The following is a 24,678-nucleotide window of genomic DNA, read 5'->3' on the forward strand; positions in this document are numbered from 1 at the left end:
CGAAGTGGTTATGGGTGATCGGCACGATTATGTGGCCCTCGAATGGGTCAAGGGCGAAATTGCCGAAACGCTGAAACAGGCGCATCAGGCGATTGAAGCCGTGCTCGATGATCCGCAGGCGACGCCCGGGCTGGCCGAGTGCCTGGCGTGCATCCATCAGGTACACGGCAGCTTGCAAATGGTCGAGTTCTACGGCGCCGCATTGCTGGCCGAAGAGATGGAGCATCTGGCCGAAGCGTTGCTGCAGGATCGCGTCAGCCATCGCGACGAAGCCTTGCACTTGCTGATGCAGGCCCTCGGGCAACTGCCGATCTACCTCGACCGGGTGCAGAACGCCCGTCGCGACCTGCCGCTGGTGGTACTGCCGCTGATCAACGATCTGCGCAGCGCTCGCGGTGAAAGTCTGTTGTCCGAGACCAGCCTGTTCAGCCCGCAACTGCCGGAACTGCCGCCGCTCAGCGACGATGAACTCGCCTTGCTGGAACCGCCAGAGCTGCAGAACGTGCTGCGCAAGTTGCGCCAGACCTTGCAAATGGCCTTGCTCGGTTTGCTGCGCGAGCAGGACGATCAGACCCACCTTGGCTACCTCGGCAAAGTCTTCACCCGGCTCGAAGCGCTGAGTGGTGACGCGCCGTTGAGCCCGTTGTGGCAGGTCGCTTCGGCGCTGGTCGAAGGCATGCGTGAAGGCGCCATCGCCAACAGCCCGGCGCTGCGCAGCCTGTTGAAGGATGCCGACAAAGAGCTCAAGCGCTTGCTTGAACAGGGCCTGCCCGGGATCAACCAGCCGCCACCGCCAGAGCTGCTCAAGAGCCTGTTGTTCTATATTGCCAAAGCCGAACATCCCACCGGGCAGATGCTGACCATGAAAGATCGTTACTCTCTGGACGAAGCGCTGCCCGACACCGCGATGGTCGATGAAGAACGCGCGCGGCTGGCCGGTCCCGACCGCGACGCGATGCGCTCGGTGCTTGCCGCGCTCTGCGAAGAACTGGTGCGGGTCAAGGAGCGGCTGGATCTGTTCGTGCGCAGCGACCGTCAGCACACCTCGGATCTGGAGAGCCTGCTGGCGCCGTTGCGACAGATCGCCGACACCCTCGCGGTGCTCGGTTTCGGCCAGCCACGCAAAGTCATCATCGATCAACTGGCGGTGGTGCTGAGCCTCGCCCAAGGCCAGCGCGAACCGAATGACGCGACGCTGATGGACGTTGCCGGTGCGTTGCTTTACGTCGAAGCGAATCTGGCCGGAATGGTCGGCACGGTCGAAACGGAAAGCCAGGAAGACTCGCGCCTGCCGACCACCGACCTGACGCAGATTCATCAGATCGTGATCAAGGAAGCGCGCATTTGCCTGCAACAGGCCAAAGACATGATCGTCGACTACATCGACGCCGACTGGGATCGACAGCAACTGCAACCGTTGCCGGAGTTGCTGACCCAGGTACGCGGCGCGCTGGCGGTGATTGGCCTGAGTCGCGCGGCGAGTCTGGTCGAGGCGTGCAACGGTTTCATCCGCGAGCATCTGCTGCTCGACCAGCACGCGCCAGGCTGGCAGCAACTGGACAGCCTCGCCGATGTCATCAGCGGTCTTGAGTATTACCTCGAACGCTTGAGCGATGACCCGCAAGCGCCGAGCGAACAACTGCTGGATATCACCCAGAAGAGTCTCGCCAGCCTCGGTTTCTATCCCGACGAACAGCCCGGCGCACAGCATGTACCGCTGCTCGACGACGTGCTCAGCCCCAGCGAAGCGCTGGTGATGCAGGACATGCAGGCGCTGGATGACCCGCAAATCGTCCAGTCGCTGGCCGATGTGCTGGCCAGCCCGGTGTCGGCGCTCAACCCGCCGGCGCTGATTACCCCGGGCAGCCTGATGCCGCCGCCGGAGGATGAAGAACCGGTGGATGACGAACTGCTTGAAGTGTTCCTCGAAGAGACCGACGAGGTGCTGGATGTCCTGCGCGAATACCTGCCGCGCTGGTCGGCCAATCCGCAGGATCGCGCCGCACTGACCGAATTGCGCCGCGCCTTCCATACCTTGAAAGGCAGCGGGCGGATGGTCCGTGCGCTGATCCTTGGTGAGCTGGCGTGGGCCGTGGAAAACCTGCTCAACCGGGTGCTGGAGCACAGCGTCGAACCCGGTGCAGTGGTGCAGCAACTGCTCGCCGACACCTTGCAACTGTTGCCGGAGCTGATCAACGAATTCGCCGCCAATGCCCAGCGTCAGCGCAGCGATGTCGATCAACTGGCCGCCCGCGCCCACGCGCTGGCCAAGGGCGATACGCCGCTGGCCGCCGAGGACGTGGAAGACGTCGCGGCGCTTGATCCACTGTTGCTGGAGATCTTCCGCAACGAAGCCGAAACCCATCTCGCCAGCCTCAATCGTTTCCTCGATCAAGCCGCCGAGCACGTGCCGTTGCAGGCCAGCGACGAATTGCAGCGCGCCTTGCACACGCTCAAGGGCAGCGCGTCGATGGCCGGGGTGTTGCCGATTGCCGCACTGGCCGCGCCGCTCGATCAACTGGCTCGCGAGTTCAAGGCCCATCAACTGCCGCTCGACCTCGACGAAGTGGAACTGCTGCTCGAAGCCGAAGGCTTGTTTCGCATAGGCCTGCGTCAGCTCAAGCACGATCCGCTGGCGCCGATTGCCGGTGCGCAAGCGCTGATCAAACGCACCGAAGGGTTATTGGCCGAGCGCCTGCAATCGATCCTCGATGCGCCGAGCAGTGGCTTGCGGGTCAAGCGCGATCCACAACTGATCAACAACTTCCTCGCCCAGGGCATGGACATCTTGCTCGACGCCGAAAGCCTGTTGCAGCGCTGGCAGCAACACCCCGGGAAACGTCAGGAACTCAGCGCGTTGCTGGATGAATTGACCACCCTCGGCGAAGGCGCGCATCTGGCCGATCTGCTGCCGGTGGACGTGCTGTGCGAAGCCTTGCTCGATCTGTATGGCGCTGTCGAAGAAAGCAGTCTGGCGGTCAGCGAACGGTTTTTCCAGGAAGCACAGAACGCCCACGAAGCGCTGATCAACATGCTCGACGAACTGGCTGCCGGCCAGGAAGTCACTCCGCAGCCGCAGCGTATTCGCGCCTTGCACGATCTGCTGGATGAAAGCCTCGACCCGACGGCCATGGGCCTGATCCGCAGCGACGGCAGTCGCACGCTGAGCATCCACGAATTGGGTGCGGCCACGGCTGAGCTGGCACAAACCGGCAATGAAACCGAGCAAGACGACGAGATCGTCGAGATCTTTCTTGAAGAGGCGGTGGATATTCTCGACAGCGCTGGCCAAGCCTTGCAGCGCTGGCTGGCTGACCCTGAGAACGCCGCGCCGCTGTCATCGTTGCAGCGTGATTTGCATACGCTCAAGGGTGGTGCGCGGATGGCCGAAGTCGATGCCATCGGCGACCTCGCCCATGAACTGGAAAGTCTCTACGAAGTACTGATTGATCGGCGCAGCGGCTACAGCGAAGCCTTGGGCCGGTTGCTGCACAAGAGCCACGACCGTTTGGCGCAGTTGCTTGAGCAGTTGCAAAACCATCAGCCATTGAGCCCGGCAGATGATCTGATCGAAGCGATTCGCCAGTTCCGCCAAGGTCAGAGCGCCCACTCCGAAATTACCCCACCAGCGCTCAGCCACGACAGCGCCGGCCACGATCCTGAACTGTTGGAAATCTTCCTCGAAGAAGGTTTCGACATCATCGAAAACTCTGGCGCCGCGCTACTGCGCTGGCAGGCTGAGCCGGGCAATCGTCAGGAAGTGGAAACCCTGCTGCGCGATCTGCACACCCTCAAGGGTGGTGCGCGGATGGTCGAGATCGGCCCGATTGGCGACCTCGCCCATGAGTTGGAATACCTTTACGAAAGCCTCTCCGGTGGCGTGCTGCAACCGAGCGCCGACCTGTTCGCGCTGGTGCAGCGCGGGCATGACCGCTTGGCGCAGATGCTTGACGCAGTGCGCGCCGGTCAGCCATGCCCACCGGCTGATCGACTGATCAATGCGATCCAGAATTTCAGTCACCCGGCGACCCTCGACACACCGCCGCTGTTGCCGATCCCGCTGAAGACCGAAGCTGCTGCGCCTGCTGCCGATGCCGGCGCGGACATGGTCAAGGTCTCCGCCGAGTTGCTGGATGAGCTGGTCAATCTGGCCGGTGAGACTTCGATTTTTCGTGGCCGGATCGAACAGCAGGTCAACGATGCGCAAGTCGCGCTGAACGAGATGGAAACCACCATCGAGCGTATGCGCGATCAGTTGCGCCGCCTCGACACCGAAACCCAGGGGCGGATTCTCAGCCGTCAGCAAGTCGACGCCGAGCGTCTGGGCTACGAAGAATTCGATCCGCTGGAAATGGACCGTCATTCGCAGTTGCAGCAACTGTCGCGGGCGTTGTTCGAGTCCGCCTCCGACTTGCTCGATTTGAAGGAAACCCTCGACCGGCGCAATCACGACGCGGAGAACCTGCTGCAACAGCAGGGCCGGATCAACACCGAATTGCAGGAAGGCCTGATGCGTACGCGCATGGTGCCATTCGAACGGATGTTGCCGCGGCTCAAACGCATCGTCCGGCAGGTCTCGGAAGAACTGAATAAAGACGTCGCGTTTACTGTCGGCAATGCCGAAGGCGAGATGGACCGCAACGTGCTGGAGCGCATGGCCGCACCGCTGGAACACATGCTGCGCAATGCCGTCGATCATGGGCTGGAATCGGCCGAGGCACGGCTGGCGGCGGATAAACCGGCGCAGGGCAACATCACCCTCGACCTGTCCCGCGAAGGTGGCGACATCATTTTCGACATCCGCGATGATGGCGCTGGCGTGCCGCTGGAGGCGGTGCGGCGCAAGGCGATCAAGCGTGGAATGCTCGCGCCGGATGCCGAGATCAGCGACCGCGACGTGTTGCAGTTCATCTTGCAGCCCGGGTTCTCCACCGCCGAGAAGATCACGCAGATTTCCGGGCGTGGCGTCGGCATGGACGTGGTGCACGAAGAAGTGCGCCAACTCGGCGGCAGCATGAGCATTGATTCGGTGCCGGGGCAGGGCGTGCATTTCCGCATCCGGTTGCCGTTCACCGTGTCGGTCAACCGCGCGCTGATGGTGCAGAGCGGTGAGGATCAGTACGCGATTCCGCTGAACACCATCGACGGCATCGTGCGGGTATTGCCGAATGATCTGGAAGGGCATTTCCGTCTCGATCCGCCGAGCTATCACTACGCCGGGCAACGTTACGAACTGTGCTATCTCGGCGAACTGCTGAAAACCGCGCCACGCCCGAAACTGCTCGGCCAGAGCCTGCCGTTGCCGGTGCTGCTGGTGCAGTGCAACGACCGGCACATCGCGGTGCAAGTCGATACCATGGCCGGTACTCGCGAGATTGTGGTCAAGAGCCTCGGCCCGCAATTTGGCGCGGTGCAGGGCGTGTCCGGCGCAACCATTCTCGGCGATGGCCGGGTGGTGCTGATTCTTGATCTGCTGGCGCCGATTCGTGCGATGCAAGCGCGCCAGCCGCAGCATCCGGCGCATGCCGAACTGGAGAGCGAACCGCACAAACCACTGCTGGTGATGGTGGTCGACGATTCGGTCACGGTGCGCAAGGTCACCAGTCGCTTGCTCGAACGCCACGGCATGAACGTGCTGACTGCCAAGGACGGGGTCGATGCGATGTTGCTGCTCGAAGAACACATGCCGGACCTGATGCTGCTCGACATCGAAATGCCGCGCATGGATGGCTTCGAAGTCGCGACGCAAGTGCGCAATGACGAACGCCTGCAACACCTGCCGATCATCATGATCACCTCACGGACCGGCCAGAAACACCGCGACCGGGCGATGGCCATCGGCGTCAACGACTACCTTGGCAAGCCGTACCAGGAATCGGTGCTGCTCGAAAGCATTGCCCAATGGAGCAAGAAACATGCATGAACGCCGGCACAATCAGCGCAGCAGCCAACTCACCGGGCTGTTGCTGCCGCTGGCGGATCGCAACCTGATCCTGCCCAACGTCGCCGTGGCCGAGCTGATCGACTACCAGTCCAGCGCGTTCGATCTCGATACGCCGCCGTGGTATCTCGGGCGCGTGTCATGGCGCCAGCGACAGATTCCGTTGCTGAGTTTCGAGTCGGCCTGCGGGCAGAAAATCGTCATCGGCGAACGTGCCCGGATCGTCATCCTGAATGCCCTTGGTGGCTTGCCCGAGCTGAAATTCATTGCGCTGCTGGTGCAGGGAATTCCCCGCTCGTACAAGCTCGACAGCCAGTTGAGTTACGTCGACGTGCCGTTGTGCGCGCTGGAACAGGCGGCGGTGCAGGTCGGTGAGCAAGTGGCGAAAGTGCCGGATCTGTTGGGGCTGGAGCAGTTGTTGGTGGATGCCGGACTTATCCACTGATCCAGAATCTTCAGTGATCTCACTGACCTCATCGCGAGCAAGCCAGCTCCCACAGTGTCCGCGTTGTATTCGAATGTTGTGAACTACACAAAACCCTGTGGGAGCTGGCTTGCCAGCGAAGAGGCCAGTCGCATCACCAAATTCCGACAGACAAATTCCCAATTTCTGTAACGCCATAAACGCTTCCAGGCGCAGATGTTTAAAGACACTCAGTGTTACGCCCTACAGCCTACAAATCCTTGCGCCGCTGCCTACGCATGCACCAGAATCCGCCGGATTGTGCGCCTTGGGCATGCTGCGTAACTTGGATCGGGTCACTGATTTCCAGTGATCGAGCTTAGCGGCTCGGTATGCATTCACGGTTGTACAAGTCCTATCAAGTCAGGCTCTCGCCTGCGCTCGATGGTGGCTGTGCGCATGGCATCTTCGGATGCACCGGGTTTGGATGCTTACCGGTCCGCTAACTTGCGCACAGCTGCCACCCTTTCGCTTAGCGGCGAATTGGATGCAGCTTTTCTGGAGGCAAGCATCCATGTTCAAAGTAACGCCCAACCCACCGCCCACAGACTCAACATCCCCCTACGAATCCTCCGATTCCAAGAAATTCCACGAAGCCGCCGAACGCGCCCTCGACCACTACCTCGGCCCACCCACCGCCGACATCATGGCCGCCCCGTACAAACCCAACACCCTGTACATGGCCAACCCCGAAGCCGACACCGAATCCCTGCTGGCCGACGCCTGCGAATCGCTTGGCTCGGTCACGGTCATGCTCAACAACCACGCAGCGTTGCTTGAAGGCATCGCCCAAGTGGTGATGGTGGCGGAGATGGCCGTCAATCGCGTGCTGGACAAGTTAGTCCCGACGGACTGATCCAGCTTTTTCGGTGATTTGACTGGCCCTATCGCTGGCAAGCCAGCTCCCACAGTGTCCGAGGCGTACTCGAATGTTGTGAACCCCACAAAAACCTGTGGGAGCTGGCTTGCCAGCGATGAGGTCAGTGAACGTTACGCTGAGCGTAATGATTCACCGCCGCGCTTGATTGATGCCCTGCATCCACACGCCTAACTTACCTCCACGAAAGCGAACCCCGTGGAGTGAGCATGACAACAACAATATCCCCCGACTCGCGCTGGACGCGGCGGCGTGATGAGAAGAAGCGTCGCCTTGAGCAGGTACGCGATCTGGCCGACGGTGTGGTGTTGCCCACCGACAAAATCGTCGCTGCGCTCGAAGCGCTGATCCTGCCCGGCGACCGTGTGGTGCTGGAGGGCAATAACCAGAAGCAGGCGGATTTCCTCTCTCGCTCATTGGCCAAGGCTGATCCGGCCAAGCTCCACGATTTGCACATGATCATGCCCAGCGTCGGTCGCTCCGAACACCTTGATCTGTTTGAACGCGGCATCGCCCGCAAGCTCGATTTTTCCTTCGCTGGCACCCAGAGCCTGCGCATCAGCCAGTTGCTCGAAGACGGTCTGCTGGAAGTCGGCGCGATTCACACCTACATCGAACTCTATGCGCGACTGGTGGTGGACCTGATCCCCAACGTCGTGCTCTCCGCCGGGTTCATGGCCGACCGGGCCGGCAACATTTACACCGGGCCGAGCACCGAAGACACCCCGGCGCTGATCGAACCGGCAGCGTTCAGCGACGGCATCGTCATTGTCCAGGTCAACCAGTTGGTCGATGACGTCAGCGACTTGCCGCGTGTCGATATCCCCGCTTCATGGGTGGATTTCGTGGTGGTGGCGGACAAGCCGTTCTACATCGAACCGCTGTTCACCCGCGACCCACGGCACATCAAACCCGTGCATGTATTGATGGCGATGATGGCGATCCGCGGCATCTACGAAAAACACAACGTGCAGTCGCTGAACCACGGCATCGGTTTCAACACCGCTGCCATCGAATTGATCCTGCCGACCTACGGCGAATCCCTCGGCCTCAAAGGCAAGATCTGCCGCAACTGGACGCTCAACCCGCACCCGACGCTGATCCCGGCGATTGAAAGTGGCTGGGTGGAAAGCGTGCATTGCTTCGGCACTGAACTGGGCATGGAGAACTACATCGCCGCGCGTCCGGACGTGTTCTTCACCGGTCGCGATGGTTCGCTACGCTCCAACCGCATGTACAGCCAACTGGCCGGACAGTACGCGGTGGACCTGTTCATCGGCGCGACGCTGCAAGTCGATGGCGACGGTCATTCATCCACGGTCACCCGTGGGCGACTTGCCGGTTTCGGTGGCGCGCCGAACATGGGCCATGACCCGCGTGGCCGTCGTCACAGCACCCCGGCGTGGCTCGACATGCGCCACGCCGACGCCGAGCAACCGATGCTCGAACGCGGCAAAAAACTCGTGGTGCAAATGGTCGAGACCTTCCAGGAGGGCGGCAAACCGACCTTCGTCGAAACCCTCGATGCGGTGGAAGTGGCGAAGAAGAGTGGCATGCCGCTGGCGCCGATCATGATCTATGGCGATGACGTCACTCACCTGCTGACCGAAGAAGGCATCGCCTATCTGTACAAGGCGCGCTCGCTGGAAGAGCGCCAGGCGATGATCGCCGCTGTCGCCGGAGTTACCGCCATCGGCCTGCGCCACAACCCGAAAGACACCGCACGCATGCGCCGCGAAGGTTTGATCGCGCTGCCCGAAGACCTCGGCATCCGCCGCACCGACGCCACCCGCGAACTGCTGGCGGCGAAAAGCGTGGCCGATCTGGTCGAGTGGTCCGGGGGCCTCTACAACCCGCCCGCCAAGTTCAGGAGCTGGTAATGCACGCACTTAATCTGCAAGCGAAACCGCTTTCCCTGGCTGATCGATTGGCCGATCTGGCGGTGGATGCGTTGATCGACGAAGCCGATCTGTCGCCGAAACCGGCACTGGTCGACCGTCGTGGCAACGGCGCGCACACCGATCTGCATTTGGGATTGATGCATGCCTCGGCGCTGTCGCTGTGGCCGGCGTTCAAGGAGATGGCTGAAGCAGCGGTCGAAATCGGCGAAGTCGGTTTGACGCTGCGTGAGGCGATCGGCCGGATTGGTCGCGAAGGTGAGCAAGCGATGCTCACCACCACCAACGGCGTGAACACCCATCGCGGGGCGATCTGGGCCTTGGGATTGTTGGTGACTGCCGCAGCGCTGGAACCGCAATTTAATGGCGCCAACGCCGTCACCCTGCGCGCCGCACGTCTGGCATTGCTCGATGATCGTTACGCACCGCGTCCGCTGAGCCACGGCGCCCAAGTTGCCCTGCGTTACGGCGCTCGCGGCGCCCGTGAAGAAGCGCAACTCGGCTTCCCGTCGGTGCTGCAACGCGGTTTGCCGCAACTCAAAAGCAGCCGCGCTGCCGGCCATGGTGAGCAGAACGCCAGACTCGATGCGCTGCTGGCAATCATGACTGACCTGGCCGATACCTGCGTGCTCTATCGCGCTGGCGAGCAGGGCCTGCAAGCCATGCAGCACGGCGCGCAAGCGGTGCTCGACGCTGGCGGCAGCGCCAGCCTTGCCGGACGCCGTCGTCTGCATGAACTGGATCAACAACTCATCGCATTGAATGCCTCGCCCGGTGGCGCTGCCGACTTGCTCGCGGCCACTTTATTGCTCGACCGAATCGAGCGCGACGGCATTCTTCAGGGAGCGTTTTGATGGAAACCCTATCGTTTGAATTCCCCGCCGGGCAGCCGCCACGCGGTCGTGCGCTGGTGGGTTGTGTCGGCTCGGGCGATCTGGAAGTGCTGATCGAACCGGGGCTGGCCGGCAAGTTGACGATCAATGTGCAGACCTCGGTCAATGGTGCGCAGTTGCGCTGGCAGCACCTGTTTGCGCGGATGTTCGACGGCACCACGCCACCGGCGATGGCCATCGATATTCACGATTTCGGCGCAACCCCGGGCGTGGTGCGTCTGCGTCTGGAACAAGGCTTCGAGGAGATCGGCCATGACTGACAGTGCAGAACTTCTCAGCAAACACAGCTTCGTCGAACTCGGCGCACGGCAGCGGGCGAAAGCCTTGCTCGACGCCGGTACTTTCCGTGAGTTGCTCGACCCGTTCCAGCGGGTGATGTCGCCGTGGCTGGAACGTCAGGGCGTGGTGCCGCAGGCCGATGACGGCGTGGTGATTGCCAAGGGCAGCCTCGACGGTTTGCCAGTGGTGATTGCCGCCATCGAAGGCGCGTTTCAGGGTGGCAGCCTCGGCGAAGTCGGCGGGGCGAAAATTGCCGGCGCGCTGGAACTGGCCGCCGAAGACAACCGCAAAGGCATCCCGACCCGTGCCGTGTTGCTGCTGGAAACCGGTGGCGTCCGTTTGCAGGAAGCCAATCTCGGGCTGGCGGCGATCGCCGATATTCATGCAGCGATTGTCGATTTGCAGCAATACCAACCGGTGGTGGGTGTGGTCGCCGGCAGCGTCGGTTGTTTTGGCGGTATGTCGATTGCCGCCGGGTTGTGCAGTTATTTGCTCGTCACCCGCGAAGCGCGTCTCGGTCTGAATGGCCCGCAGGTGATCGAGCAGGAAGCCGGGATCGAGGAATACGACTCGCGTGATCGGCCGTTCATCTGGAGCCTGACCGGTGGCGAGCAACGTTTCGCCAGTGGTCTGGTGGATCGTTATGTCGCCGATGACGTGGCGCAGATTCGCCAGCAAGTCGGCGAGTTGTTGCAGCAAGGCTTGCCGGCGCAACCGCGCAGCCAGCAGTCGGCGCTGTTTCTGCAACGGCTGGCGCAGTTGAACGCCGAGCCGCAAATCGAACCTTCGGTGGTTCGCGATCTGTATCAAGGAGCGCGCTCATGAGTGGCTATTCCCTGCGGGGTTTGAACTGGTTCAACGCCTTGAGCGCAGGCGCTGCGGCGGTCGAAGGTTTGCCGCCGTCGCTGAAAGTCGCCGACACCGCACTCGGGCGTTTGCTCGCGGTGGTGGCCGATCCTGACAACCGTTTTCCTCGCGCTCGCAACGGCGAAGTCGGGCTGCTCGAAGGCTGGGGTCTGGCCAAGGCTGTGGATGATGCGATCACTGCCGACCGTGACAAGTCGCAGAAGCGTGCGCTGATCGCCATCGTCGATGTGCCGAGTCAGGCTTACGGTCGCCGCGAAGAAGCCCTCGGCATTCATCAGGCCCTGGCGGGGGCGGCGGACAGTTATGCCCGCGCCCGACTGGCCGGGCACGCGGTGATTGCGCTGTTGGTGGGCAAAGCCATGTCCGGCGCGTTTCTCGCCCACGGTTATCAGGCCAATCGCATGATCGCCCTGCGTGATCCGGGGGTGATGGTGCATGCGATGGGCAAGGCCTCGGTGGCGCGGGTGACATTGCGCAGCGTTGAAGAACTAGAAGCGTTGGCCGCCAGCGTGCCGCCGATGGCCTATGACATCGACAGCTACGCCAGCCTCGGCCTGCTGTGGGAAACCTTGTCGGTGCAGCAGATTGAACAGCCGAGCGCAGAAGATCTGGCGCGAGTCACCGAGTGCCTGACTCAGGCGATCAGCGATATCTCCGGTACAGATCTGAGCAATCGTCTTGGCGCGAAAAATCGTGCCGCATCCAGCCGCGTGCGGGAATTGTTGAGGGCGCAGTGGTGAGCACCGTACTCGCTCACGATCTGCTCTGGGGCATGACCCCGGCGCAGTTGCCGGCGGATGCGCCGGAGTGGGCGGTCGAGTCGCTGAACGCCGGGCAACCGGTGGTGGTGCGGCGGGCGTTGGCGGATTCGGGATTCGTCGCTGTCGGCGTACGCGGTGTGGCGCGAGAGCAACGATTGGCGGCGTTCATGGCGGTTGATTCGATAGCTTGCCGCGTCAGTCCTGAAGCGCTGTGCAATGTTGAAAGCCTGAGAGATTTGCCGGTGGTTCATGCCCTCAAGCAATTGCGGCCGATGCTCGATGACTGCGGTTGGGTCTGGGGTGTCAGCGGCAGTGCCGGGTTCGAACTGGCCAGCGGGATTGCGGCGATGCATGCCGACAGCGATCTCGATCTGATCCTGCGCACGCCGCAGCTGTTGCCGCGTAATCAGGCGCGCAAACTGGTTGAGCTTTTCGATCAGGTGGCGTGCCGGGTCGATATGCAATTGCAGACGCCATTTGGCGCAGTCGCCCTGCGCGAATGGGCCGGACAGTCCGCGAAGGTATTGCTGAAAAATGCGCATCAGGCCTGTCTGGTCAGCGATCCATGGAATCCGCAGGAGCAGGCAGCGTGAGCAGTTTGCTGGTGTTCCCGGGGCAAGGCGCGCAGCAGCCGGGCATGCTTCAGCGTTTGCCTCGGGAAACCCTGATCGAGGCCAGCGATGTGCTGGGCGAAGACGTCTTGCAACTGGATTCGCCCGAAGCGTTGCGCAGCACGCGGGCGGTGCAGTTGTGTTTGCTGATCGCCGCAGTCGCGGCGTCGCGCCAGTTGTTGCAGGACGGATTGCAAACGGATTTCGTCGCCGGTCTGTCCATCGGTGCCTACCCGGCAGCGGTGGTGGCGGGGGCCTTGGGTTTTGGCGATGCGTTGCACCTGGTCAGCCTGCGCGGTGAGTTGATGCAGCAGGCTTATCCACAGGGCTACGGCATGACGGCGATCATCGGCCTGCAATTATCCACAGTCGAAACATTGTTGGCGCAAGTCCACAGCGCCGAAACGCCGGTTTATCTGGCGAACATCAATGCCGATAACCAAGTGGTAATTGCCGGCAGCGATGCGGCGATGTCAGCCGTCGCCGAACTGGCGCGCAGCCGTGGCGCCGGTCTGGCAAAACGTCTGGCCGTCAGCGTGCCGTCGCACTGTCCGTTGCTGGATGAACCGGCGGGAAAGCTTGCCGAAGCCTTCGCCAGTGTCGAGTTGAAAATCCCGAAAATCGCTTATCTGAGTGGCAGTCGCGCCCGTCCGGTCATCAAGACCGACGCCCTGCGTGATGATTTGGCTTTCAACATGTGCCGTGTGGTGGATTGGCGCGGCACCGTACAAAGCGCCTATGAGCGCGGCGTACGTCTACAGATCGAACTGCCGCCCGGTGCGGTGCTGACCGGGCTGGCGCGCCGGGTGTTCGAACAGGGAACCGTCATTGCCTTCGACAGTGCCCGCCTCGACACCTTGCAGGCGCTGTTGCGTGAGGAGGGAAGCCGCCGACCTTAAACCGCCGACTCAAGCTTCGAACAACAAAAACAACATTCGACGATGCACTTTGAGGACAACAACAATGATTATCTACGGTGTGGCGTTTCTCGCCTTTTGTACCCTGGTGGGCATCTTCATCGGTGAACTGCTCGGCAAACTGATCGGTGTGCCGGCCAATGTCGGCGGGGTCGGCATTGCGATGTTGCTGCTGATCGGCCTCGGCAGTTATCTCAACAAAAGCGGCTGGCTCAAGGGCAAGACCGAGCAGGGCGTCGAGTTCTGGAGTGCGGTGTACATTCCCATCGTCGTCGCCATGGCCGCCCAGCAAAACGTTTACGGCGCGCTGAAAGGCGGGCCGATGGCGATTCTCGCCGGGACGCTCGCGGTGGTGATTGCCTTTGCTTTGGTGCCGGTGCTGACGCGCCTCGGCAACAAGGACCCGGCGCCGATCACTCCAGCCAAGACTGCGGGGTGATTGCCATGTACGAATCGATGATGAAAGCGATCACCGGCTACGGTTTGATCAGTGGTTTCCTGATAGTCGGCGTGACCATGTGGGTGTCCTACTGGATATCCAACACCTTTACCAAGGGCCGTCTGCACGGCTCGGCCATTGCGATTTTGCTCGGTCTGTTGCTGTCGTATGTTGGCGGCGCGCTGACCGGTGGACAGAAAGGCGTGGTGGATATTCCACTGCTGTCGGGTATCGGCTTGCTCGGCGGCGCGATGCTGCGCGACTTTGCGATTGTCGCCACGGCATTCGGCGTGAGCGTCGATGAACTCAAAAGGGCCGGGTTTGTTGGCGTGCTGGCGCTGTTTATCGGGGTTGGCACGTCGTTCGTGGCCGGGGTCGGTGTGGCGATGGCGTTTGGTTATACCGATGCGGTGAGCCTGACCACAATCGGCGCTGGTGCGGTGACTTACATCGTTGGCCCGGTGACCGGGGCAGCGATTGGTGCGAGTTCCGAGGTGATGGCGCTGTCGATTGCGGCGGGGTTGATCAAGGCGATTCTGGTGATGGTGATGACGCCGTTCGTGGCGCCAATGATCGGCCTGAACAATCCGCGCAGTGCAGTGATTTTCGGCGGCCTGATGGGCACTTCCAGCGGCGTGGCCGGCGGGTTGGCGGCGACTGATCCGAAGCTGGTGCCTTATGGGTGTCTGACGGCGGCGTTTTATACCGCGCTGGGTTGTTTGCTTGGGCCTTCGGTGTTGTTTCTGGTGATGCGCGGGTTGATGGGTTAGAGCATTTGGTGTCTGGGCTGACGCTTTCGCGAGCAAGCTCGCTCCCACATTTGGAATGCATTTCCCTGTGGGAGCGAGCCTGCTCGCGAAGTGGGCGACTCGGTCTCAGCTCTGGCGATTGGCATACATCCGACACTCCGCCAGCAACGCCAGCAGATTCGGATCACGCTCCTTGGCCTTGAGAAACACCACGCCAATATGCTGCTGCAACCGGTACTTCTCCTGCAACGGGATCAGCTTCACCCGGTTCTCATACACCGCCGCAATCCTCCCCGGCAGCAACGCATAACCGACCCCGGAGCTGACCATGCTCAGCAGGGTGAAGATGTCGTTGACCTGCATCGCCACCTTCGGCTCGAACCCCGCCTGCTTGAATACCCGGTTGCCGTCCTGATGGGTGGCGAAACCCTGGGTCAGGGTGATGAAGGTCTCGTCACGCACTTCGGCCAGATCGACTTCCTGGCGCTGGGCGAACCTTGAATCGGCGGGCGTGGCGAGGAAAATATCATCGGAGAACAGCGCAATTTGCTCGCAGTCCGGATCGTTGATGCTGTCGTCCAGCGACACTAGAATCGCATCCACTTCCATGTTTTTCAGCTTGTAGAGCAGGTCGATATTCGAGCCTAGAATCAGGTCAATGTTGAGTTCGCTGCGGCGGATCTTCAGACCCATGATCAACTGCGGCACGGTCTTCACCGTCAGTGAGTACAGCGAGCCCAGCTTGAAGCGCTCAGCTGAAAACCCGGCCGCTTCACGGGTCAGACGCACGCTTTCGACCACGTCCTGAATCAGCTTCTGCGCGCGTTCTTCGAGCACGTAAGCGCTTTCCAGTGGCGTCAGGTTGCGTCCTTCGTGCTTGAACAAGGGGCAGCGCAGGGCGCTTTCCAGCGAATGAATCGCGCGGTGTACGCTGACATTGCTGGTCTGCAACTCGGCGGCGGCACGGGCGAGGTTGCCGGTGCGCATGAAGGCGAGGAACACCTCGAGTTTTTTCAGGGTCAATTCTTCGTCGATCAGCATGGCGCGGACTCTTTTTGGTATCGGCCGATTGTGCCCAAATACCACGACGTGCGCAGGCTCGTGTTGAACAGAAACATTGCGCTTTTACGCTCAAGGCCCGAGCCTTGCGCGTTGCGGTAACGAATTTGAGGTGAGCAACACATGTATCACGGAGAACGATTGAACGCCTGGACGCATCTGGTCGGGGCGGTGGCGGCATTTGTCGGCGGGGTGTGGTTGTTGGTGATTGCCAGTCTCGACGGCAGTCCGTGGAAGATTGTCAGCGTGGCGATCTACGCGTTTACCTTGCTGGTGCTTTACAGCGCATCGACCGTGTACCACAGCGTGCGCGGGCGCAAAAAAGCGATCATGAAGAAGGTCGATCACTTTTCGATCTACCTGCTGATTGCCGGCAGCTACACCCCGTTTTGTCTGGTGACGCTGCGCGGGCCGTGGGGCTGGACGTTGTTCGGGATTGTCTGGGGGCTGGCGCTGATCGGTATTCTGCAAGAGATCAAACCGCGCTCTGAGGCGCGGATTCTGTCGATCGTGATTTACGCGGTGATGGGCTGGATCGTGCTGGTGGCGGTCAAGCCGCTGATCGCAGCGCTTGGGCCGACCGGGTTTGCCTGGCTGGCGTCGGGTGGTGTGTTGTACACCGTGGGGATCATCTTTTTTGCTCTGGATCACCGGTTGCGGCATGCGCACGGGATCTGGCATTTGTTCGTGATCGCCGGGAGTTTGCTGCACTTTGTGGCGATTCTGTTTTACGTCTTGTAGGCCGAGTCGCGGCCAATCGCTAGCAGGCTAGCTCCCACAGTGTCCGAGGCGTACTCGAATTTTGTGAACCTCACAAAAACCTGTGGGAGCTGGCCTGCCAGCGATGGGGCCTTAAAAGTCACCCCAAAGTTGCTGGGCGACCGCTAGCGCCACCACCGGCGCAGTCTCGGTACGCAACACCCGAGGCCCAAGGCGTGCAGCATGGAAACCATTGCCCTTGGCCTGCTCGACCTCAGCATCGGTCAACCCACCCTCAGGCCCGATCAGAAACGCCAGCGTCGCCGGTTTGGCATGACTCACCAGCGGCTCGGCCACCGGGTGCAGCACCAGTTTCAGATCGGCTTCGGTCTGCTTGATCCAGTCAGCCAGCAATACCGGTGGATGAATCACCGGCACCCGTGAACGACCGCATTGTTCACAAGCGCTGATTGCCACCTGGCGCCAGTGCAGCAGGCGTTTGTCGGCGCGTTCGTCCTTCAGGCGCACTTCACAGCGCTCGCTGAAGATCGGTGTGATTTCGTTCACGCCCAGCTCGGTGGCTTTCTGGATCGCCCAGTCCATCCGCTCGCCACGGGACAGGCCCTGACCGAGGTGTATGTGCAGTGGCGATTCGATCTGACCGGCGAGTTGCTCGTCGATCTGCACCGTCACGCGTTTCTTGCCGACTTCTTTCAGCGAACCGCGAAACTCATGGCCGGAACCGTCGAACATCTGCACCGCATCGCCCTCGGCCATGCGCAGCACCCGGCTGATGTAATGCGCCTGAGCCTCCGGCAATTCGTGATCGCCGATGCTCAGCGGGGCGTCGATAAAGAAGCGGGACAGTCTCATGGTGGGTCTCTGGCAAATTGGATCTTGCATTACAGTGGCTTGCTTTTGTGGTGAGGGGATAAATCCCCTCACCACAAGGTTCTCTTCAAACCTTCAAATGGCAATCAGCCCGGATCGCGGAAACCCGGGTGGAAGTCTTTCGGCACGGCCACGCTGACGCTGCCACGGGTGGCGATGTCGATGCCTTCGCTGGCGACTTCGGCGAGGAAGTCGATCTGCTCCGGGGTAATCACGTACGGCGGCAGGAAATACACCACGCTGCCCAGCGGACGCAACAGCGCGCCACGCTCCAGTGCATGCTGAAACACCTTCAGGCCACGGCGTTCCTGCCAAGGGTAGGCTTCCTTGGTGGCCTTGTCCTTGACCATCTCGATGGCCAGCACCATGCCGGTCTGGCGCACTTCGCTGACGTTCGGATGATCGACCAGATGCGCAGTGGCCGAAGCCATGCGCTGGGCCAGCGCCTTGTTGTTCTCGATGACGTTGTCCTGCTCGAAGATATCCAGCGTCGCCAGTGCCGCCGCACAGGCCAGCGGGTTGCCGGTGTAGCTGTGCGAGTGCAGGAAGGCGCGCAGGGTCGGATAGTCATCGTAGAACGCGCTGTAGACCTCGTCGGTGGTCAGGCACGCTGCCAGCGGCAGATAGCCGCCGGTCAGGGCTTTCGACAGGCAGAGGAAGTCCGGGCGGATACCGGCCTGTTCACAGGCGAACATGGTTCCGGTGCGGCCGAAGCCGACGGCAATTTCGTCGAGGATCAGATGCACGCCATAACGGTCACAGGCTTCGCGCAGCAGTTTCAGGTACACCGGGTGATACATGCGCATGCCGCCCGCGCCCTGAATCAGCGGCTCGACGATCACCGCCGCAACGCTGTCATGATTCTCTGCCAGGGTTTGTTCCATGGCGGCGAACATATTGCGCGAATGCTCTTCCCAGCTCATGCCTTGCGGACGTAAATAGCAATCCGGGCTCGGCACCTTGATGGTATCCATCAGCAGCGCTTTGTAGGTCTCGGTGAACAGCGGCACGTCGCCGACTGCCATCGCGGCCATGGTTTCGCCGTGGTAGCTGTTGGTCAGGGTGACGAAGCGCTTTTTCGCAGGCTTGCTGCAGTTGAGCCAGTAGTGAAAGCTCATTTTCAGCGCGACTTCGATGCAGGACGACCCGTTATCGGCGTAGAACACCCGGTTCAGGCCTTCCGGCGTCATCTTCACCAGACGCTCGGACAGCTCGATCACTGGCTGATGGCTGAAGCCGGCGAGAATCACGTGCTCCAGTTGATCGACCTGATCCTTGATGCGCTGGTTGATGCGCGGGTTGGCATGGCCGAACACGTTGACCCACCACGAGCTGACGGCATCGAGGTAGCGCTTGCCTTCGAAGTCTTCGAGCCAAACGCCTTCACCGCGCTTGATCGGGATCAGCGGCAGCTGTTCGTGGTCTTTCATCTGGGTGCAGGGATGCCACAACACCGCGAGGTCGCGTTGCATCCACTGATTATTCAGGCCCATTTACAGTCTCCTCGAGGCGGCTCGCGTCAGGCGCGGGCAAACAATCGCGCAAGCCTATGCAATGCGTCGCACGGGGACAACCCATTGTGTCGATTGAGCTACTTTGTATGGGCCGATAGACGTCGCTGGCGGCGTTTTGATGGCTGACGTATTCTTCGCGGTTCTTTGGGTCGTCTGACCCGCAAAACTGCTTTTTTCTGTGTATTTCCGGAGTTCGCTGAATGTCTGTCGGTTGGCTGCGCGCCTGTGCGCTGGTGATGTTGGGGCTGTTCAGCGTGACTGCGCTGGCCAAGGATAAAACGGCGATCGTGATCGGCGGCGGCCTGTCGGGCCTGACTGCCGCTTATGAGCTGCAAAACAAAGGCTGGCAGGTCACGCTGCTGGAAGCCAAACCGAGCCTGGGCGGTCGCTCCGGCATGGCCACCAGCGAATGGATCGGCAACGACAAGACCCAGCCGGTGCTGAACAAGTACGTTTCGACGTTCAAGCTGAGCACCACGCCGGCGCCGGAATTCGTGCGTACTCCGGGTTATCTGATCGACGGCGAATATTTCTCCGCCGCTGATCTGGCGACCAAGCAGCCCGCAACGGCCGAAGCGATCAAGCGTTACGAGAAAACCCTCGATGATCTGGCGCGCTCGATCGACGATCCGCAGAACCCGACGGCGACCAACACCCTGCATGCACTGGACCAGATCACCGTGTCGAGCTGGCTCGACAAACAGAATCTGCCGGCCACTGCGCGTCAGTTGATCAACCAGGATATCCGCACCCACTACGACGAACCGTCGCGTCTGTCGCTGCTGTACTTTGCACAGCAGAGCCGGGTTTATCGCGGCGTGTCCGACCGTGACCTGCGCGCCTCGCGTCTGGTCGGCGGCAGTGCGGTGCTGGCTCAGGCTTTCGTCAAGCAACTGAAAATCATCAAGACCAATTCGCCGGTATCGGCCATCAGCCAGGACAAGGACGGCGTGACCGTCAAGGTCGGCGCTGTTGGCTATCAGGCAGATTACGTGGTGTTGGCGGTGCCGTTGCGTGCCCTGAACAAGATTCAGATGACCCCGGCGCTGGATGCTCAGCACCTGGCGGCGATCAAGGGCACCAACTACGGCTGGCGCGACCAGATCATGCTGAAGTTCAAGACGCCAGTGTGGGAAAGCAAGGCGCGGATGTCCGGCGAGATCTACAGCAACGCCGGTCTGGGTATGTTGTGGATTGAACCAGCCTTGAAGGGCGGCGCCAACGTGGTGATCAACCTGTCCGGCGACAACGCCCGGGTGATGCAGGCGTTCGGCGACAAGCAGATGGTCGATCAGGTGCTGATCCGTCTGCACGCGTTTTATCCTCAGGCCCGTGGCTCGTTCACCGGTTATGAAATCCGTCGCTACAGCACCGACCCGTCGATGGGCGGCGCTTACCTGGCCTTCGGTCCGGGTCAGATCAGCAAGTTCTGGCGTCTGTGGGAACGTCCGCTGCAACGTGTAACGTTTGCCGGCGAACACACCGACACCTTGTACCCGGGCACTCTGGAAGGCGCGCTGCGCACCGGTCAGCGAGCAGCCAGTCAGGTTGAAGACCTGGCGGCGGGCAAGTCGTTTGAACCGGCCAAAGTGGTTCCGGCTGCAGCAGCGGCAGGCGCGGCGGGTGCCGTGGCAGCGAAGAAGGGCAACTTCTTCAGCAACCTGTTCGGTGGTTCGGATGATGACAAGAAACCAGAGCCAGTGAAGGCACCTGAGCCGGCTCCTGCTCCAGTGGCTCCAGCGCCTGCACCGGCTCCTGCGCCAGCTCCGGTGGAAGCACCGAAGCCAGCGGCTCCGGTAAAAGCCGAGCCAGCCAAGAAAGCGGCGGCCAAACCGGCAGCGAAGAAGCCAGCAGCCAAAACCGAGGCGAAAAAAGCTCCGGCCAAGCCTGCGGCGAAAAAGGCTGAACCGGCGAAGAAGCCAGCGGCCAAACCGGCTGCACCCGCGACTGCTCCGGCAGCGGCGACGGATACCAAAGCGCAGTAAGGCTTTGCGGTGAACAAAAAAGCGCGGCTCATGCCGCGCTTTTTTATTGCCTGCAAGGGCCTCATCGCTGGCAAGCCAGCTCCCACAGTGATTCGAGTCGTTCACAAAATTTGGGCTCAACCCTGAAACCTGTGGGAGCTGGCTTGCCAGCGATGAGGCCGGATCTGACTGCACATATCTCGGGTCAGATACCAGACATCCCGTCACACTTTCGCCTTTAATCTTTCCTTAACGCGCCTGTTAAACACTCTTCATCGTTTTTCTCGATATTTCAAAGCGAAATTTTCCGCTTTAATTCGATAGATAACTCGCTAGTCTTGGTTCGCAGTTCTCACAGGATTTGGGCAATGCAGCTACGTAATTCTTCTTCGCGCTATGGTTGGGTCAGCATCTTCATGCACTGGGGTGTGGCGCTGGTGGTCTTCGGACTGTTCGCCCTCGGCCTGTGGATGGTTGGGCTGGATTACTACAGCACCTGGCGCAAAGACGCGCCGGATCTGCACAAGAGCATCGGTCTGGTGTTGCTGGGTGTGATGGTGTTGCGGGTGTTGTGGCGTTTTATCAGCCCACCGCCGCCAACGCTGCAAAGCTACAGCCGCATGACCCGTATCGGCGCGAAGTTCGGCCACGGGTTTCTGTATCTGGGGCTGTTCGCTGTGATGCTTGCCGGTTACCTGATTTCCACCGCAGACGGTGTCGGGATTCCGGTGTTTGGCCTGTTTGAAGTTCCTGCACTGGTTTCCGGGCTACCGGATCAGGCAGACACCGCTGGGGTGATTCATCTCTGGCTGGCGTGGGCGCTGGTAATTTTTTCCGGCCTCCATGCGTTGGCAGCATTGAAGCACCACTTTATCGATCGTGATGCGACCCTTACGCGAATGCTCGGTCGCAAAGCCTGAAATTCAACCTCGACTCAAAGGAAAAGAAAGCATGTTGAAAAAGACTCTGGCCGCTCTGGCAATCGGTTCTGCCGTGCTGTCCGCAAACGTGATGGCTGCTGATTACACCGTCGACAAAGAAGGCCAGCACGCCTTCGTTGACTTCAAGATCAGCCACTTGGGCTACAGCTACATCACCGGTACTTTCAAGGACATCGACGGCAAGTTCAGCTTTGACGCTGCCAAGCCTGAAGACAGCAAAATCGAATTCAACGTGAAAACCGCCAGCGTGTTCACCAACCACGCCGAGCGCGACAAGCACATCGCCAGTAAAGACTTCCTGGACGTGGGCAAATACGCTGACGCCAAGTTCGTCTCCACCAGCGTCAAATCCACCGGCAAGAACGCCGCTGGCAAAGACACTGCTGACGTGACTGGCGACCTGACCCTGCACGGCGTGACCAAGCCAATCGTGGTCAAGGCCACTTTCCTGGGTGAAGGCAAAGATCCATGGGGCGGCTACCGTGCCGGCTTCGAAGGCACCACCAGCATCAAGCGTTCTGATTTCGGCAAGATGATGGACTTGGGCCCTCAGTCCGACGCCGTCGAGCTGTACATCTCGTTTGAAGGTGTGAAAGCGAAGTAACTTTCGCCCACCACACAAAAACGCCCCTGGTCGTAAGGCCGGGGGCGTTTTTTTTGTCTGTCACATTCTGCTAATCACCGCAGACCCCTGTGGGAGCCAGCCTGCTGGCGATGAGGACAACACATTCAAAACTTGTGCTGACTGACCCACTGCTATCGCTAGCAGGCTAGTTCCCACAGGGCGCGTATTTGGCGGCATAAAAAATGCCCCGGCTCTTTCGAGTCGGGGCATTTTCATTGCAGCGTCAAATCAGCGATTGCGGGTCAGCAATGCCGGTTTTTCGCCACGCGGGCGGCTTGGCAGTTGATCGAGCTGCTCAGGCGTCGGGAAGCGGTCGGCTTTCGATTCCTTGTGCATGATCTTCGGACCATTGCTGCGCGGGTTCTGCACGGCTGGTTCAGCGCTTGGCTGATCTTCGCGGGCCGGGCGACGGTTGCGCGGCGCCTCGTCACGACGACCTTGACCGTCACGCGGAGCACCATTGCGTGGGCCGCTGCGTTTGGCTGGCGGCGTGCCGGTGCTCGAACCGTTGGTGTTGCGCGGGCCGTTTTGACGACCTTGCGCCTGACCACCACGCGGTGCGCCGGTGCCTGCTGCTGCGCCCTGAGCCGGTGCGCCTGGACGACGACCGCGGCCGCCGTTAGGTGCTGGCTTCGGTACGTAGTCAACGCGGTTGCCGAAGTTATCGACATCGTCATCAAGGAACTCGTCCGGTGCACGGTCAGCGGAAGCGCGTGGCGGTTGGCTCGGCTGACGCTGTTCGCGTGCCGGAGTGCCTTCGCGTGGTTTCTGCTGACGAGCTGGACGCTCACCGCGTTCGCCACGTTCGCCGGCCGGTTTTTCCTTGCCCTTGTCTTTGCCTTTGTCTTTACGACCGCCGCCACCGCCGCCGCCATTCGGACCGTCGCCACGCGGGCCACGGGAATTGCGCGGGTTGCGAACGTCCGGACGCTCACGCACTTCCGGCTTCTCGGCTTCAATGGTGCTGGAGTCGAAGCCCATCAGGTCGCCATCGGCGATTTTCTGCTTGGTCATGCGCTCGATGCTTTTCAGCAGTTTTTCTTCGTCCGGCGCGACCAGCGAGATCGCCTCGCCCGAACGACCGGCACGGCCAGTACGGCCGATACGGTGTACGTAGTCTTCATCGACGTTCGGCAGCTCGAAGTTGACCACGTGTGGCAACTGATCGATGTCCAGACCACGAGCAGCGATGTCGGTGGCTACCAGAATGCGCACTTCGCCGGCCTTGAAGTCGGCCAGGGCTTTGGTGCGAGCGTTTTGGCTCTTGTTACCGTGGATCGCCACAGCCGGCAGGCCGTGCTTGTCCAGGTACTCGGCCAGACGGTTGGCGCCGTGTTTGGTGCGAGTGAACACCAGCACCTGTTCCCAGGCGCCAGCGGTGATCAGGTGAGCCAGCAGCGCACGTTTGTGGCTGGCCGGCAGACGGAATACGCGCTGTTCGATACGCTCGACCGTGGTGTTCGGCGGCGTCACTTCGATGCGTTCCGGGTTGTGCAGCAGCTTGCCGGCGAGGTCGGTGATGTCCTTGGAGAACGTCGCCGAGAACAGCAGGTTCTGACGCTTGGCCGGCAGACGCGCGAGGACTTTCTTCACGTCATGCACAAAACCCATGTCGAGCATGCGGTCGGCTTCGTCGAGCACGAGGATTTCGACGTGAGACAGATCAACGCTGCCTTGGCCGCACAGGTCGAGCAAACGACCCGGGCAGGCGACGAGAACGTCAACGCCGCGGGACATGGCCTGAACCTGTGGGTTCATGCCGACACCGCCGAAGATGCAGGCGCTGACGAATTTCAGGTCACGGGCGTAGATCTTGAAGCTCTCGTGAACCTGGGCCGCGAGTTCGCGGGTCGGGGTCAGGACCAGTACGCGCGGTTGACGCGGGCCATGACGCTGGGATTTGTCCGGGTGACCGTTAGGGAACAACCGCTCCAGAATCGGAAGGGCGAAGCCACCGGTTTTACCAGTACCTGTCTGTGCCGCAACCATCAGGTCGCGACCTTGCAACACGGCGGGAATAGCCCGCTGTTGCACCGGAGTAGGCTCGGTATAGCCCGCATCTTCGATGGCACGGACTAAAGCCTCGGAGAGACCGAGGGAAGCAAAGGACATGAGTAATCCTGTTCTAGTTAGGGCTTGGCCCAATGGGAGTCTTGCCTGGCGCGAATCACGTTTAAGAGGACGCAATCCCGTCCGGTCCTGCTGCGGTTCCGAAGGCACGTCCGGAGTGCTCGCGCGGGCTGAAAAGCTGCGCTGTAGCGGTCGAGAGGCCTGTTACGGTTCCGGGCGT

Annotated in this window: 20 protein-coding genes; 16 read left to right on the forward strand and 4 right to left on the reverse strand. The window is 61.0% G+C overall.

All coding sequences use genetic code 11. The features are described from left to right. Positions 1–10: 10 nt before the first annotated feature. The 12 genes from ACTWLJ_RS09005 (at position 11) to madM (ending at position 14,716) form a co-directional block, all read left to right on the forward strand. Positions 11–5,923 (forward strand): Hpt domain-containing protein, encoded by a 5,913-nt coding sequence (locus ACTWLJ_RS09005; protein ID WP_445180593.1) that lies wholly within the window; start codon positions 11–13, stop codon positions 5,921–5,923. Beyond that, the gene (locus ACTWLJ_RS09010; RefSeq protein ID WP_445180594.1) at positions 5,916–6,386 is read left to right on the forward strand and encodes a chemotaxis protein CheW; all 471 of its coding nucleotides are present in this window, start codon (positions 5,916–5,918) and stop codon (positions 6,384–6,386) included. The genes ACTWLJ_RS09005 and ACTWLJ_RS09010 overlap by 8 nt, the downstream gene beginning before the upstream one ends. Before the next feature lie 532 nt (positions 6,387–6,918). Beyond that, positions 6,919–7,260 carry a DUF6124 family protein gene (locus tag ACTWLJ_RS09015; protein ID WP_445180595.1) on the forward strand — a complete coding sequence of 114 codons (342 nt, stop codon included), beginning with the start codon at positions 6,919–6,921 and terminating at the stop codon, positions 7,258–7,260. A 230-nt stretch (positions 7,261–7,490) separates the two neighbouring features. Next, on the forward strand, positions 7,491–9,161 hold the full coding sequence (gene mdcA, locus ACTWLJ_RS09020) for a malonate decarboxylase subunit alpha (RefSeq protein ID WP_445180596.1): 1,671 nt from the start codon (positions 7,491–7,493) through the stop codon (positions 9,159–9,161). Then, positions 9,161–10,033: a triphosphoribosyl-dephospho-CoA synthase gene (locus ACTWLJ_RS09025; RefSeq protein WP_445180597.1), complete on the forward strand. Its 873-nt coding sequence runs from the start codon at positions 9,161–9,163 to the stop codon at positions 10,031–10,033. Before mdcA ends, ACTWLJ_RS09025 begins: the two co-directional genes overlap by 1 nt. Then, positions 10,033–10,332: a malonate decarboxylase subunit delta gene (locus ACTWLJ_RS09030; protein ID WP_007913697.1), complete on the forward strand. Its 300-nt coding sequence runs from the start codon at positions 10,033–10,035 to the stop codon at positions 10,330–10,332. Before ACTWLJ_RS09025 ends, ACTWLJ_RS09030 begins: the two co-directional genes overlap by 1 nt. Beyond that, a complete protein-coding gene (locus ACTWLJ_RS09035; protein ID WP_401213673.1) occupies positions 10,325–11,176 on the forward strand; it encodes a biotin-independent malonate decarboxylase subunit beta in 852 nt (283 codons plus the stop codon). The genes ACTWLJ_RS09030 and ACTWLJ_RS09035 overlap by 8 nt, the downstream gene beginning before the upstream one ends. Continuing rightward, positions 11,173–11,958: a biotin-independent malonate decarboxylase subunit gamma gene (gene mdcE, locus ACTWLJ_RS09040; protein ID WP_445180598.1), complete on the forward strand. Its 786-nt coding sequence runs from the start codon at positions 11,173–11,175 to the stop codon at positions 11,956–11,958. Before ACTWLJ_RS09035 ends, mdcE begins: the two co-directional genes overlap by 4 nt. Next, a complete protein-coding gene (locus ACTWLJ_RS09045; protein WP_445180599.1) occupies positions 11,952–12,572 on the forward strand; it encodes a malonate decarboxylase holo-ACP synthase in 621 nt (206 codons plus the stop codon). Before mdcE ends, ACTWLJ_RS09045 begins: the two co-directional genes overlap by 7 nt. Continuing rightward, positions 12,569–13,489: a malonate decarboxylase subunit epsilon gene (gene mdcH / locus ACTWLJ_RS09050; RefSeq protein ID WP_445180600.1), complete on the forward strand. Its 921-nt coding sequence runs from the start codon at positions 12,569–12,571 to the stop codon at positions 13,487–13,489. The genes ACTWLJ_RS09045 and mdcH overlap by 4 nt, the downstream gene beginning before the upstream one ends. A 64-nt stretch (positions 13,490–13,553) precedes the next feature. After that, complete coding sequence (gene madL / locus ACTWLJ_RS09055) at positions 13,554–13,946, forward strand: malonate transporter subunit MadL (RefSeq protein WP_445180601.1); 393 nt, start codon at positions 13,554–13,556, stop codon at positions 13,944–13,946. Positions 13,947–13,951: 5 nt separating this feature from the next. Beyond that, positions 13,952–14,716 carry a malonate transporter subunit MadM gene (gene madM, locus ACTWLJ_RS09060; protein ID WP_445180602.1) on the forward strand — a complete coding sequence of 255 codons (765 nt, stop codon included), beginning with the start codon at positions 13,952–13,954 and terminating at the stop codon, positions 14,714–14,716. 105 nt (positions 14,717–14,821) lie between these two features. Here madM and ACTWLJ_RS09065 read toward each other — a convergent pair whose 3' ends face one another. After that, positions 14,822–15,736, reverse strand: a complete 915-nt coding sequence (locus tag ACTWLJ_RS09065) for a LysR family transcriptional regulator (protein WP_445180603.1) — start codon at positions 15,734–15,736, stop codon at positions 14,822–14,824. A 141-nt stretch (positions 15,737–15,877) separates the two neighbouring features. On the opposite strand from ACTWLJ_RS09065, the gene trhA reads away from it, so the two are divergent. Then, positions 15,878–16,495, forward strand: coding sequence for a PAQR family membrane homeostasis protein TrhA (trhA, locus tag ACTWLJ_RS09070; protein WP_401213692.1), 618 nt, complete (start codon positions 15,878–15,880; stop codon positions 16,493–16,495). 111 nt (positions 16,496–16,606) lie between these two features. Here trhA and ACTWLJ_RS09075 read toward each other — a convergent pair whose 3' ends face one another. Beyond that, the gene (locus ACTWLJ_RS09075) at positions 16,607–17,326 is read right to left on the reverse strand and encodes a 16S rRNA (uracil(1498)-N(3))-methyltransferase (RefSeq protein WP_401213695.1); all 720 of its coding nucleotides are present in this window, start codon (positions 17,324–17,326) and stop codon (positions 16,607–16,609) included. 104 nt (positions 17,327–17,430) lie between these two features. Next, the gene (locus ACTWLJ_RS09080) at positions 17,431–18,837 is read right to left on the reverse strand and encodes an adenosylmethionine--8-amino-7-oxononanoate transaminase (RefSeq protein ID WP_445180604.1); all 1,407 of its coding nucleotides are present in this window, start codon (positions 18,835–18,837) and stop codon (positions 17,431–17,433) included. A gap of 221 nt (positions 18,838–19,058) precedes the next feature. On the opposite strand from ACTWLJ_RS09080, the gene ACTWLJ_RS09085 reads away from it, so the two are divergent. From ACTWLJ_RS09085 to ACTWLJ_RS09095, 3 genes are all read left to right on the forward strand, one after another. Further along, on the forward strand, positions 19,059–20,843 hold the full coding sequence (locus ACTWLJ_RS09085) for a flavin monoamine oxidase family protein (protein ID WP_445180605.1): 1,785 nt from the start codon (positions 19,059–19,061) through the stop codon (positions 20,841–20,843). A 347-nt stretch (positions 20,844–21,190) separates the two neighbouring features. Then, the gene (locus tag ACTWLJ_RS09090; protein WP_445180606.1) at positions 21,191–21,742 is read left to right on the forward strand and encodes a cytochrome b; all 552 of its coding nucleotides are present in this window, start codon (positions 21,191–21,193) and stop codon (positions 21,740–21,742) included. 31 nt (positions 21,743–21,773) lie between these two features. Next, entirely contained in the window at positions 21,774–22,367 is a 594-nt protein-coding gene (locus ACTWLJ_RS09095) for a YceI family protein (protein WP_401213703.1), read from the forward strand. A 249-nt stretch (positions 22,368–22,616) separates the two neighbouring features. Here the strand turns inward: ACTWLJ_RS09095 and ACTWLJ_RS09100 are convergent, their stop codons facing one another. Beyond that, positions 22,617–24,500: a DEAD/DEAH box helicase gene (locus ACTWLJ_RS09100; RefSeq protein ID WP_401213704.1), complete on the reverse strand. Its 1,884-nt coding sequence runs from the start codon at positions 24,498–24,500 to the stop codon at positions 22,617–22,619. Positions 24,501–24,678 lie beyond the last annotated feature (178 nt).

This window comes from Pseudomonas sp. McL0111, from assembly GCF_052567255.1.